The sequence below is a fragment of the Nocardia altamirensis NBRC 108246 genome (assembly GCF_001612685.1).
Lineage (GTDB): Bacteria > Actinomycetota > Actinomycetes > Mycobacteriales > Mycobacteriaceae > Nocardia > Nocardia altamirensis.
On sequence record NZ_BDAY01000022.1, the window covers coordinates 1 to 12,091 of the forward strand.

The following is a 12,091-nucleotide window of genomic DNA, read 5'->3' on the forward strand; positions in this document are numbered from 1 at the left end:
GGTTACTTGGCTGTGGTCCGGTCCAAAGATCTTTTAGAAGTGATCTTGGGAAGTTGAGCGGAGAGAAATGGTGCGTGTCGTGCGGCGTGTTGCAACCATAAGACTCCGCTCAACGGCCGTCTGCAACCATTTCTCTCCGCTCAACGGGGCAACAACCATTTCTCTCCGGTCAACGAGGTTCGGCAACCATTCGACTACCGCCCGATGGGCTCAGCAACCATTTGACTACCGTCGATGGTGCCCAGGTTGAGAGTTGGTGCGGTCGTGTCCCGTTCGTGTGGGTGGCGGTTCACGAGTGGTACATGGTCGAGGCATTTACGGCGTGTCGCCTCAACCATGTACCACTCGTGAGAGCGCACCTCATCGAACGGGACGTGGGTGTTCGGGTACGACCCCTCGTGTGCGACCCGAACGCGGCTTGTGGTCCGTTATGACCATTAGCGTTCCGGGTTCGGGGCGCGTCCGACCACCCCTGGTTTCGGGGGTTCACGGGGGTGGGGTGGGGACGATACTGGGGGGATGTCTTCGAAGTCGCTGGATGTGCTGACTGCTGGGGTCGAGCGGGCTTGCCGGACCAGTTCGGGGGCGGTGACGTTGCAGCGGGTTGTTGCGGCGACGCTGCGGGAGGCGGTGCCGTTCGATGCGTGGTGTGTGTTGACCGTCGACCCGGCTTCGATGCTGCCGACGGGCGGGTTTCACCGCGAGGGACTGCCGCTCGAGTACATGAATCAGTTCGTCGAGATCGAGGCGAGGGGTGAGGATGCGCTCGCGTTGCCCACGCTCGCGCGCGGGCAGGAGCGGGCGATGAGCTTGAGTGCGGCGACGGGTGGGCGGCCGGAAACCAGTTCGCGGTATCAGGAGATTCTGGTGCCGACCGGTATGCCGCACGAGATGCGGTTGCTGTTCAGCACGAACGCGAAGGTGTGGGGCGCGCTGGTGATGTTCCGCAGCGCGGATGCGGCCGATTTCTCCGCTGCCGAAGCCGAATTGGCCAGCGCCGCGACCGGAATGGTCGCGGAGGCGATCCGGCGGGAAATGGTGCTCACCGAGGTGGCCGCGGCCGAGGATATCGAAGGACCAGGGCTACTGTTGCTCGATCCTGATCTCGGCCGGATCAGCGCGACCGCGGCGGCCGCGCATTGGCTGCACCAGGTGGATGACGACATCGATAGGCGTCGCGAATTACCTTACTGCGTCCTGAATTTGGCACGGCAGGCGTGGTCTCGCCCTGGTGCTGCCCGCAGTCGAATCCGCACCAGGGCAGGCCGCTGGCTCACCTTGCACGCCGAGCGGTTGACCGGCGCCGACGACCAACTCTCGATCATCATCGAGGCCACCCGCCCGGTCGAGATCGCCGCGCTGATCGCCGACAGCTACCGGTTGACCGCTCGCGAACGCGAGGTCGTCGGCCTGCTCGCGCGCGGGTACTCGCGCACCGAAATCGCCAGAGTCCTCACGGTTTCCGCACACACGGTCGACGACCACATCAAACGCGTCTTCGGCAAACTCGATGTCCGCAGCCGTGCCGAACTCACCGCGAAGCTCTTCTTCGACCAGCATGTGCCGCGCATCGAGAACGAGATCCCGGTGGGCGGCACCGGCTGGTTTCTTCGCTGATTCAGCGCTACGTGTGTTCCGGCGGAATGTTCTGGTTCAGGTGAAAGACGTTGTCCGGATCGAATTGTCGCTTCAGCGCCGTCAGCCGCAGCCACGCGGGTTCGCCGTAGGCCTCACGAACCCGGGACGGCCCCTCGTCGAACAGATGGTTGACGTAGCCGCCGCCGGCCGACCACGGCCGCAACGACTCCCACGTCGCCCGCGTCCACTCCCGGTGCGCAGTACCGAGATCGGTCCGATCGGGCCACATCGCGGCCACCGTGAGCATCGCATCCGCGCCACGGAACCCGAAGGCCGTGTCCTGCGCCGGAACCCGCGCGATCGCACCGCCCGCGATCCGCACCAATATCTGCGACATCGGCGATGTCATCTGCTCGGCCGCGGCGATCAGTCGCTCGATGGCCGTATCGTCCAGCGGCCCAAGCCATTCCGATCGCGCATAGACCGAGAGCCCGGCCGGCGCCGACTCGTCGACCATCGATTGGAGCGCGGTGTAGGGCATCGGGCCGAACCCGTCCACCAGGGGCGTGCCCGCCGTGCGCAGCGGTCGCAGTGCCGCTTCCCCCGCGGCGAGGTCGCCGGTGTAGCAGCCCGACAACGCGACGATCGGCTTCCCGTGCAACTCCGGCGGCAGGAACGGAGCAGGTGGTGCGCTGATCAATGCGGCATTGAGCCCGAGATCGTCGTCGGCGTCCCTGGCAACGTCCAGGAACACCGACAAGGCACCCGCGGCCTCCGCCAGCGGATACAGCGCCACCCCGGCATACATCGGCACCGGAATCGGATTGAGCCGCAACGTGAATCGAGTGACGACCCCGAAGTTCCCACCGCCGCCGCGCAACCCCCACAGCAGCTCGGGGTGCGCGTCTTCGCTGACCTGCATGATCTCGCCGTCGGCGGTGACCAGCTCAGCCGCAACCAGGTTGTCGCAGGTCAGGCCGTACCGCCGGGACAACCAGCCGATGCCGCCACCCAGCGTCAATCCCGCGACGCCGGTGCTGGAGATCTCCCCGCCTGGCACCGCGAACCCGTGGGCTTGGGTCGCCGCATCGAGTTCGCGCCACAGCACTCCCGGCCCCACGTGCACGAGCCGCTGTTCGGAGTCGACATCGATCGATGTCATCAGGCTCGCGTCGATCACCAGCCCGCCTTCGCACACCGACAGTCCAGGCATGCTGTGCCCACCACCGCGCACCGCAATGGCGAGATCGTGGCGAACGCCGAAAAGCACTGCCAGCGAGACATCTTCGGCCGTGACGCAGCGCGCGATGAAGGCGGGAAAGCGATCGATACCGCCGTTCCACACCTGTCGCGCCGCGTGATAGTCCGGATCGCCCGGCTGAATGAGCGTGCCGCGAAAGCCGGCCAGGCCGACAGTATGTTTCGTCATAGCAACAGCGTCGCGAAATCAGCAGACACCAACCATCCCCGATTCCGGGGGATTCGCCTATCTACCGGTCAGCACTGGTGCTTGCAGAGCGTCGACACCCGCGCCACCACCGGCGCCACGGGTATCGACGTCCGGCGTGCGGCAAGCTGTTGCTGTACGTCCTGGAGCCGGTCGATATAGGGCTGCCAGCCGAATCCCGACTTGGCGTAGTGGCCGGTGACCCGGCCCACCAGCACCGCGGCAGCTTCGGTATCACCGGAGGCGACGGCGAGCGCCGCGGAGACGGGCCGAGCGGCCAGCCAGTGCAGGCTGCCGGGCGCCACTTGCGTATACACCGAATCGAGCACTGATTTCGCCGCGGTCAGCTCACCCCGGTGGATCAGCACGTCGGCCAAATCTATGTCGGCCATGCTGATTTCGTGCGCGAGGTAGGACTGGGCTGTGCGGCAATGTTTTTCCGCGAGTTCGAGCCTGCCTGCGGCCACGTCGACTGCGGCACGCACCAATTCATTGCGCGCCAAGACTTTACGATCGTCCAGCTGCCTGGCGTACCTGTCGGATTCGTCCGCTGCCGGCAACGCTTCCGAGTAGCGCGCCAATGCGACAAGTGCCCTGGCTCGATTGCTGAGTCCGCAGGCAAGGCCGTGCTCGTCACCGCGTTCCCGATCGAGCTGTACCGCTCGATGGAAGCTCTCCAGCCCGTACTCGGCCAGTCCCGCGAACAGTTGCGCGGTGCCGCTCGCCTCGGCGAACGACGCCATTCTGACGACGTCGGCGCTGCGGCGCGCCTGTGTTTCACCGGCTTCCAGGGTGGCGACGGCCGCCCCGAGCTGTCCGCGGGCGATGTCGACTTTCCCACGGCGGTACCGGATGTCGAGGGCGAGCGCGGCGTCGCCGATACCGTCGGCGAGTTCAGCGGCCGCGGCGAGGGCGCGGGCCGATTCGTCGTATCGGCCGAGCATCGAGAGGTGCAACGCGTAGCTGTACCACGCGTGCGCCCGCTCCGGGGCGGTGGCGCCTGCCGCGTCGATCAGCGCCTCGAAGTGCCTGCCCGCCTCTTGATGCCACGCTCTGGCCGTCCAAGGTTTGTGCATGGCCGTGGCCAGTTGCAGTCCGCGCAGCGCCCACGGTGCGCCGACCGCGTGCTCGAGCGCCTCCAAGACATTGGGCCATTCGGTGAACACCGTGGCGATCGACTCCGCGGTCTCGAAGCCGTCGGTCTCCCCCGCCGCACGCACAAGGTCAAGGCACCATGCGACGTGTCGTTGCCGGGCGGGCGCACCCTCCCCGGTCACCGCGAGCATGGTCAGCGCGTAGTCACGCACCGTCTCCAGCAACGCGAAGCGGCGCTGCCCGGCGCTGAACAGCACGGTGGCCAGCCCTCGGTCCACCAGACCGGCCAATGCCGGTGCGACATCGGTCTTTTCGAGGCGACCGGACGGCACCACCCATTCCGCGGCCTCCAGCACGAACCCGCCTGCGAAGACCGAGATCCGGCGCAACACCGCCTGTTCCACCGGATCGAGGAGCTCATAGCTCCAGTCCAATGCCGCGCGCAGGCTCGAATGCCGGTCGCTGCCTCCGGTGCGGCGGCCACCCATGAGCAGCCGGATGCGTCCGTCGATCCGTTGGGCGAGTTGGGCAATGGTGAAGGTTTTGGTCAGTCCGGCGGCGAGTTCGATGCCGAGCGGGAGCCAGTCGACCGCCGCGCACACCGCGGCAACGTCGGATTCTTCGGCGGTGATCACCGGGCAGATCGCCCGCTCGCCGAACAAGGTGAGTCCGGCGGCGTGGTCGAGCGGACCGATCCGGATCACCACCTCCCCCGGTAGGCTGAGCGCACGCTGTGACGTCACCAGCACGGTCAGGCCGGGCACCCGCAGCGTCTCGACGATCGAGATGACCTCGCCGAGTACGTGTTCGGCGTTGTCGAGCACCAGCAATGCGCCGGTCAGCGCCGCGCTGACCGCATTGGGACACCCTTCCGGTGTCGCGTCGACCGCGACGGCGATCGCCTGGTTGATGGTGTCGCTGCGATGCAGGGACGCCAGCTCGACGAACACCACGGACCGCCCGGCCTCGGCCACCCCGCGCGCCGCCTCCAGCGCAAGCCGGGTCTTACCGCTGCCCGGCCCGCCGACCAGCGTCACCACCGCGTGCTGCGACAGGCTGCCGACCACCGCCGCCAGCTCGCGTTCCCTGCCGACGAACCCGTCGCCGGCCACCGGACGCACTGTGTCGCTTGCCGTTCGGACCACGTCGGGTAGTCGGAACTCGCTCGGTGTGCCGAAGACATCACTCTGCACCGATCGCGGCGGCTGCAACGCGGGATCGTGCCGCAGGATCCGCAATTCCAGCTCGGCCGTCTCCGGCGTCGGGTCGACGCCGAGCTCTTCCGCCAGCGCCTTGCGCAGCCGGTGCAGCCGGTCGAGGGCATCGGCCTGGCTCCCGGTGCGGTACAACGTCAGTGCGGACAACCGGGCGAGGGGTTCGTGCAACGGGTGCTCACGCACCAATGTGGTGAGCTCCGTGGATATTTCGGCACCGGAACCGAGGTGCAGCGTCGCGTCCAGCTTGGCGACGAGCAACCCGAGCCGCCATTCGTCGAGCCTGGCCGATTCCACGTGGGCGAACGGCGCGGACATCAGGTCGACCAGCGTCGGTCCACGCCACCAGCCCAGCGCCTCCTCGGCGGCCGACCGGACCGCGGCGTACTGTCCGGCACGCTGCGCCGCGTGCACGCGTTCCGCGGCCGCCTCGGCGGCAAGGAGATCCGCGATGGTCGCGGTGGTCCGATATCCCGCAGGCGATCGGGTCACCGCGTCGCCGTGTGGGCCGAGCGCCGCCCGCAGTCTCGAAATCAGTACGCGCAGCCGCTGAATCGGCCGGTGCAGGTCGGCGTCACCCCAAAGGTCTTCTGCCAGACGCTGATCCGGGACCGGAACGCCGCGCGCCAGCGCCAACCTGACCAGTGCCGCGCGCTCGAGCGGCCGGTCGACGCCCATGTCGCGGTTGCCGTCGCGCACCAGCACCGGGCCGAGGATGTGCACGTCCACTCGATCGTGCCCGAGGCCGCGCTCCGACCGCAGATCCAGTTCGCTTGCCACCTTATGGATCACCATGTCATCCCCCTCGGCGAACAAGCGAGTCGCAGGTTCGAGTTTCGCGTCGGCGCAGGCCGGTGTTCGTTGAACAAACTGTCCCACAACAACTTCAACGATCGCGCCCGTCGTTGTATGTCATTGCGAACTCCTCAGTCGTTTCGTTCCCCCAACCCGCTTTGCAAGACGTTGTTACTGTAATGGGATACTTGTCCCATAACAAGAGGAGCGCCCTATGGCAGAGCGTGAGAAGCAGAAGCTGCGCACGCGGCGCGCACTGCTCGAAGCCGCGCGCGAGATCGTCCAGGCGGGCCGCCCGCTGACGATCGCCGAAGTCGCGGACCGGGCGGAGGTCGGCACCTCGACGGTGTACCGGTATTTCTCCACGCCGCAGCAGCTCATCGCGGAGATGCCGCTGCCACTCGCGGACGATTTCCTGGCCGATCTCCCGGAGGATCCCGCCGGACGGCTGCACACCATCATCGACCGCGTGTGCGACATGCAGTTCGGAGACCAGACCGTGTGGCGCACGGCGATGATGATGAGCCAGCAGCGGTGGCTCGAACATTTCGACCGTGCCGAGGAGAACATCCCGCTCCGGCCCCGCGCACGAGTCGAGATGACGCGCACCGCCCTCGAACCGCTGTCGGACGTGCTGCCACCCGCCGCGCTACACCGGCTGACCATGGCGATCCTGGTCGTGTACGGCACCGAGGCGATGGTCTCCGCATTCGACGTCGGCGCGATCGGTCCCGCCGAGGCCCGCGATGTCATGCAGTGGTCCGCGCGGGCACTGCTGGACGCCGCGCTTGCCGAGCATTCCGCGATGAGCCGCTGACACCGCTCGTCGCAATTCGCCATAGCATTCAGCATCGCGGGCTGGCGGGAAATCGCCTACCCCCGATTTCAGGGGGTTGTTCGCGAGAACCGCCATTTGTCGTGCGCATTCGACGTGCAGAACTGGCGCTAGACCGATACTTGTGAGACATTTGACGTACTTGCGTCTCACGACCTTGGAGTGGCCGCCCACCGAGAAGACCGGGGCTGGTGAGGCACGAGCGAACTACCGGGTTGCGCAACGTTCCGATACGCCAAGGAGTTTCGCCGATGAATCTGCTCGAGATTTCCCGCACCGGAGCGGTGCTCACCGCCGCGTTGAACAATCCCCCGTTCAACTTCCTCACCAGCGCACTGCTGGACGAACTCCACGAACTACTCGATGAGGTAGACAAGGATCCGCAGGTCAGAGCCATTGTGTTGACCAGCGCGGTGCCGGAGGCGTTCGTCAGCCACTACGACATCACCGAAATACTGGAGGGCACGAGCCGCGTCGGGCTGGCCGTCGGCCCGCGACTGACCGGCATCGGACTGCGGTTCGTCCGCGCGCTCAATCGCGGTGGCGCGATGCGCAGGCTCCTCGACCGAACCCCGGCGGCCGGGATTCTCGCGCTGCTCCGCTATCACGACCTGGTCGCCCGGATGCGCCGGTCGGACAAGGTATTCGTCGCCGCGATCGACGGCATGGCGCTCGGCGGCGGCTGCGAACTCGCCCTCTCCTGCGACATCAGGTTGATGGCCGACGGGCCCTACACGATCGGCCAGCCCGAAATCCTGCTCGACCTCATGCCTGGCGGCGGCGGCACGCAAATCCTCACGCGCACAATCGGAGCCGGGCGGACCCTCGAGCTCGCGCTGGAGGGACGGCCGCTGACACCGACGGAAGCCGCGGAGATCGGGCTGATCCATCGCGTCGTGCCACCGGAAGCGCTTGCCGCAGAAGCGGCGCTCACCGCCGCACGACTGTCGACCAGGTCGCCGCGGTCGGTCAAAGCGATCAAGGACGCCGTATATCGTTACGGCACTGGACGACTCGAGCGCGGGCTGGCGTTCGAGCGAGCGCAATTCCTCGCGATGGCCAGCCAACCCGGCACCAAAGCCGCGCTCGGCGAATACGCGCGGCTGGTTCAGCTCCACGAACAGGACGGCGGCAGCGTCGCCGAGTTCTCGGAACGCTACCTGCCCTCGCTGGTCGCGGGAGAAATACTGCACGCCGCGGCCCAGGCCGTGCACACGCGAGGCAGCCAGAGCGCCAACGCCATTCGATCACCGCGCCAGCTCGACAAGCCAGTCACGGACCCAGGACCTGGCGAGGCGGCGTGATCGTGCCGGGGTCATCCTGGCCGGTTCGGTAAGGACGGCGACCGAGAGTCCGTCCAGCAGCGCGAGGAGTTCGCCTGCGGCATCGCGAGATTCATCGGCGCGGTCCGGATTCGCCGCGGCGAGGGCCGTGGCGAGCAGGTCTTCGGTTCCCTGCCACTGCCCGCGATGGAGCGCGGCGATGCGCGGATCGTGCGCTGCCCTGGCGACCAGGGCCAGCCACATCCGCGCAAGCCTGTCGTCCGCGCTCGGCGTGAGCAGCAGCTCGGTGAGGCCGAGGAGCCGCTCCTCGGGGCCGAGCGCGGTGACGCCGGATTCGTGGAAGCGCCTGCCCGCCTGCTCGGCCACGTGATGCCAGGCGGCGATCAGCAGATCCGTTTTGGTGGCGAAGTGATACTGCACGGTGCCGATCGCCACCCCGGCCCGGCCTGCGAGATCGCGAATGCTGACGCCCTCGATGCCGCCCTCGGCGATCGCGTCCGCGAGCCGCTCCAGCAATTGACCACGCCGGTCGGCGACGGCGGAACCCTCGACCATCTGCACTCCTCCGTACGGTTGACGGGCCACGGCAAGCCTCCGTCATCGTCTCATACTTTCGTATGAAGTCTGGTTCTCAGCCCATGTCAAGCCATTATACGACTGTATGGTCAAGGCGTTGCACTGAGCTGCGAGCCGAATGGACACCTCATGCGAATCGAACTGAAAACGCACCCCGCCGCCGACGGATTCCGGATGCCCGCCGAGTGGGACCCGCACACAGGCTGCTTCCTGGCCTGGCCGGAGAACACCTACTTCTGGCGGCAAGGCGCGAAGCCGGCACAGGATGTCGTCGCCACGATCGCCGACGCCATCGCCACGACCGGCGAGCAGGTGACGGTCACCGTGTCGGCCCGCCAATACCTGCACGCCCGCCTGCGATTGACCGCCGCGGTCCGGGTGGTCGAGGTGTCGACGGCGAACGCATGGGCGCGCGATATCGCACCGTCGTTCGTCGTGGACGGCGCCGGTGGACTGCGCGGCGTCGACTGGCGATTCAACGGCTACGGCAACCGCTCACCGTACTGGCACGCCGACGACGCCTACGCCGCGAAATTGCTGGATCTCGAACGCGTCGACCGCTATTCGGGACCGGTGGCGTTCGAGGGCGGCATGCTCGATGTCGACGGGCTGGGCACCGGGCTGGTAGCCGAGGAGTGCCTGCTCGACCCCGCACGGTACCGAAATCCGGACCGCGACACCATCAACGCCGCCGTGCGTGACTTCCTCGGCGTCGACAAGCTCATCTGGCTGCCCTTCGGCTTGGTCGACGACGGCACGGCCGGGCACATGGACAACATGGCGCGCTTCGTCGCGCCCGGCCAGGTGCTGCTCGCGTGGACCGACGACGAACGCGATTCACAGTTCGAACGCAGCGCCGCGGCGTTGGCCCGGCTGACCAGCGCGACCGATGCGACGGGAAATCCGTTGACCGTGCACAAGATTCCCATTCCCGGACCGCTCCACATGACCGAGGAAGAAGGCGCGGGCACCGACCTCGGATCCGCGGTGAACCGCGCCGGCGAACGACTTGCCGGTTCCTACGTCAACTTCTATCTCGCCAACGGCGCCGTGCTTGTGCCGCAACTGGATCCGGCCACCGACGCCGAGGCCGTCGCCGTGCTCGGCGCACTGTTTCCGTCGCGCGCGGTGGTACCGCTGCAGACCAGGGATCTCCTGCTCGGCGGCGGCAACATCCATTGCGCGACACGGGAGATACCCGAGCCCGGCGGTACTCGATGAAACGGGACTACGCCAAAATCGCCTGGCTGGTCTGCGATATCGGGCTTTCGCCCGCCGCGTACTACCTCACCAGGGCACTGGGTTTCGAGATCGTGGCGTCGCTGGTGACGGCGACGGCGGTGGCCGCGCTCTGGCTCGCCGTCGGCATGATCAGGACCCGCAAAGCCGATGGGGTCGCCTTCGTCATGATGGCCACCTACGCGCTGATGCTCGCGATGGCGGCGGCGACCGAGGACGCGCGGCTGATCCTGGTGCGTGATCCGCTGATCAGCATCGCCATCGGCGCGCTCTTTCTGGTCAGCTGCCGCACCTCGCGCCCGGCTACCGCCTACCTCGCTCAGCGCTTGCACGAGGAGGAACCGAACGCCGAGCAGGATCCGCGATACCTCTCCGGGCATCGGGTGCAGACCGTGGTGTGGGGCGTCGCGCTCGTCGCCGAATCGGCGCTCCGGATAGGGCTGATCTTCGCCGTGCCCGTCTCGGTGGCGGCGGGTCTGTCGCCCGCGGTGGAACTCGGGCTGACCGCGTTGCTGATCGGCTGGACCATCTGGTACCGCATCCGCCACAGCCACGGGTCCACAACGCCTGGCGCACAAGATGATTCCTCGTCAGCTGCCGCCGAACTCCTGGTCGAGGACGACTCCTACCGGCGCAGTCCGCACGTCGAGGCCTCATGAAACTCGGGCCAGAAGGCAGCGCCGATCCCGTGAGAACGACCAAGGCCCGCCCGTTGACGATTCGGTACCGTGGGTGCCGTGCGGCCGTCGGCGGCCGCACGGGTGGGTGCGATCGTTCGGGATCGCAATAAGCAAGGGAGGGAATCATGGTCGACACGGAGGCCGAGAACCGCATAGAACAGGTCGACAAGACGTTCTTCGACGACCCGCACGAGTACTACCGTCGCTGGCGCGAACGCGGTCCGGTGCTGCGAGTCCAGTTTCCCGTCGGCGAGCCGGTGTGGGTGGTCATCGGCTATGCCGAAGGGCGCGCGGCACTCGCGCACGCACGGCTGCGCAAAAGCATGGCGGGCGTCGCCGAGCTGATGCGCCGGAGAAACCCTGACGCGTCGATGGATTCGCAAGCCATAGCGCTGTCGTCGCACATGCTCAACACCGATCCGCCCGAGCACACCCGGCTGCGCAAGATGATCAACAAGGCGTTCACCGCTCGCCGGGTTGCGGTGCTGCGCCCAAGGATCGAGCAGATCACCGCCGAATTGCTCGACGCGATGGCCGAACACGACGAGGTCGACCTGATCGAGGCGTTCGCGACGCCGCTGCCGGTCACGGTGATCTGCGAGCTGCTCGGCGTGCCGTTCACGGATCGCACGGAGTTCCAGTATTGGACCAAGGTGATCGTCTCGACGTCCGGCGAGGTGGACGAGCGCAACCGCTGTTACGCCGAAATGGCAAGCTACCTGACAGATCTGGTGCAGGCCAAGCGAACCGACCCCGGGGACGACATCCTCTCCGGCCTGGCGCAGACCCGCGAAGACGACGACCAGCTCACCGACCAGGAGCTGGTGGCGATGGCGTTCCTGCTGCTGATCGCCGGGCACGAGACGACGGTGAACCTCATCGCCAACGGCACCTACGCGTTGCTGCGCAACGAATCCCAGTTCGAGGCGCTGCGCAAGGATCCGTCCGCCGTGCCCGCTGCGGTGGAGGAATTCCTGCGCTTCGAAGGCCCGGTCGACTGGGCGACGGTGCGCTACACCGAGGAACCGGTGACGATCGGCGACACCGAGATTCCGGCAGGGGAATTCATCTACGTCGCCTTGTCCGCCGCCAACCGCGACCCTGCGCGCTACCACGATCCCGACGAACTCGACACCACCGGTGACACTTCCGGTCACCTGGCCTTCGGCCACGGCATCCACTTCTGCGTCGGGGCGCCACTGGCCCGGGTCGAAGCCGAGATCGCCTTCTCCGCACTGCTCCAACGGTTCCCGGATCTCACGCTGGCAACGTCGTCGGAGGAGCTGACCTGGCAACCGAGCCTGCTCATCCGCGGTCTCGCTGCACTGCCGGTCAACCTGCGCTAAGAG

Annotated in this window: 9 protein-coding genes; 6 read left to right on the forward strand and 3 right to left on the reverse strand. The window is 67.1% G+C overall.

Going from position 1 to position 12,091, the window contains the following annotated elements; all coding sequences use genetic code 11:
- Positions 1–519 precede the first annotated feature (519 nt).
- Positions 520–1,617, forward strand: a complete 1,098-nt coding sequence (locus tag NA11_RS14440) for a helix-turn-helix transcriptional regulator (protein WP_084654621.1) — start codon at positions 520–522, stop codon at positions 1,615–1,617.
- A gap of 7 nt (positions 1,618–1,624) precedes the next feature.
- Here NA11_RS14440 and NA11_RS14445 read toward each other — a convergent pair whose 3' ends face one another.
- Together NA11_RS14445 and NA11_RS14450 are read right to left on the reverse strand one after the other, a co-directional pair.
- The gene (locus NA11_RS14445; protein WP_069162390.1) at positions 1,625–3,007 is read right to left on the reverse strand and encodes an FAD-binding oxidoreductase; all 1,383 of its coding nucleotides are present in this window, start codon (positions 3,005–3,007) and stop codon (positions 1,625–1,627) included.
- A 68-nt stretch (positions 3,008–3,075) separates the two neighbouring features.
- Positions 3,076–6,129 carry an AfsR/SARP family transcriptional regulator gene (locus NA11_RS14450; RefSeq protein WP_069162391.1) on the reverse strand — a complete coding sequence of 1,018 codons (3,054 nt, stop codon included), beginning with the start codon at positions 6,127–6,129 and terminating at the stop codon, positions 3,076–3,078.
- Positions 6,130–6,343: 214 nt separating this feature from the next.
- On the opposite strand from NA11_RS14450, the gene NA11_RS14455 reads away from it, so the two are divergent.
- Both NA11_RS14455 and NA11_RS14460 read left to right on the forward strand, forming a co-directional pair.
- Positions 6,344–6,946 carry a TetR/AcrR family transcriptional regulator gene (locus NA11_RS14455; RefSeq protein WP_069162392.1) on the forward strand — a complete coding sequence of 201 codons (603 nt, stop codon included), beginning with the start codon at positions 6,344–6,346 and terminating at the stop codon, positions 6,944–6,946.
- Between the two features lie 269 nt (positions 6,947–7,215).
- The gene (locus tag NA11_RS14460; protein ID WP_069162393.1) at positions 7,216–8,268 is read left to right on the forward strand and encodes an enoyl-CoA hydratase/isomerase family protein; all 1,053 of its coding nucleotides are present in this window, start codon (positions 7,216–7,218) and stop codon (positions 8,266–8,268) included.
- Here the strand turns inward: NA11_RS14460 and NA11_RS14465 are convergent.
- The gene (locus NA11_RS14465; RefSeq protein ID WP_069162394.1) at positions 8,212–8,802 is read right to left on the reverse strand and encodes a TetR/AcrR family transcriptional regulator; all 591 of its coding nucleotides are present in this window, start codon (positions 8,800–8,802) and stop codon (positions 8,212–8,214) included. The genes NA11_RS14460 and NA11_RS14465 overlap by 57 nt on opposite strands.
- Before the next feature lie 150 nt (positions 8,803–8,952).
- On the opposite strand from NA11_RS14465, the gene aguA reads away from it, so the two are divergent.
- The 3 genes from aguA (at position 8,953) to NA11_RS14480 (ending at position 12,088) form a co-directional block, all read left to right on the forward strand.
- On the forward strand, positions 8,953–10,044 hold the full coding sequence (aguA, locus tag NA11_RS14470) for an agmatine deiminase (RefSeq protein ID WP_069162395.1): 1,092 nt from the start codon (positions 8,953–8,955) through the stop codon (positions 10,042–10,044).
- Positions 10,041–10,721: a VC0807 family protein gene (locus NA11_RS14475; protein ID WP_069162396.1), complete on the forward strand. Its 681-nt coding sequence runs from the start codon at positions 10,041–10,043 to the stop codon at positions 10,719–10,721. The genes aguA and NA11_RS14475 overlap by 4 nt, the downstream gene beginning before the upstream one ends.
- Before the next feature lie 146 nt (positions 10,722–10,867).
- A complete protein-coding gene (locus NA11_RS14480; protein ID WP_069162397.1) occupies positions 10,868–12,088 on the forward strand; it encodes a cytochrome P450 family protein in 1,221 nt (406 codons plus the stop codon).
- Positions 12,089–12,091: the final 3 nt, after the last annotated feature.

Excerpts from the sequence above, each read along its gene's own strand:
- NA11_RS14455 (WP_069162392.1), top strand. The coding sequence starts at position 6,344 with ATGGCAGAGCGTGAGAAGCAGAAGCTGCGCACGCGGCGCGCACTGCTC.
- NA11_RS14460 (WP_069162393.1), top strand. The coding sequence starts at position 7,216 with ATGAATCTGCTCGAGATTTCCCGCACCGGAGCGGTGCTCACCGCCGCG.
- NA11_RS14480 (WP_069162397.1), top strand. The coding sequence starts at position 10,868 with ATGGTCGACACGGAGGCCGAGAACCGCATAGAACAGGTCGACAAGACG.
- aguA (WP_069162395.1), top strand. The coding sequence starts at position 8,953 with ATGCGAATCGAACTGAAAACGCACCCCGCCGCCGACGGATTCCGGATG.
- NA11_RS14475 (WP_069162396.1), top strand. The coding sequence starts at position 10,041 with ATGAAACGGGACTACGCCAAAATCGCCTGGCTGGTCTGCGATATCGGG.
- NA11_RS14445 (WP_069162390.1), bottom strand. The coding sequence starts at position 3,007 with ATGACGAAACATACTGTCGGCCTGGCCGGCTTTCGCGGCACGCTCATT.
- NA11_RS14440 (WP_084654621.1), top strand. The coding sequence starts at position 520 with ATGTCTTCGAAGTCGCTGGATGTGCTGACTGCTGGGGTCGAGCGGGCT.
- NA11_RS14450 (WP_069162391.1), bottom strand. The coding sequence starts at position 6,129 with ATGGTGATCCATAAGGTGGCAAGCGAACTGGATCTGCGGTCGGAGCGC.
- NA11_RS14465 (WP_069162394.1), bottom strand. The coding sequence starts at position 8,802 with ATGGTCGAGGGTTCCGCCGTCGCCGACCGGCGTGGTCAATTGCTGGAG.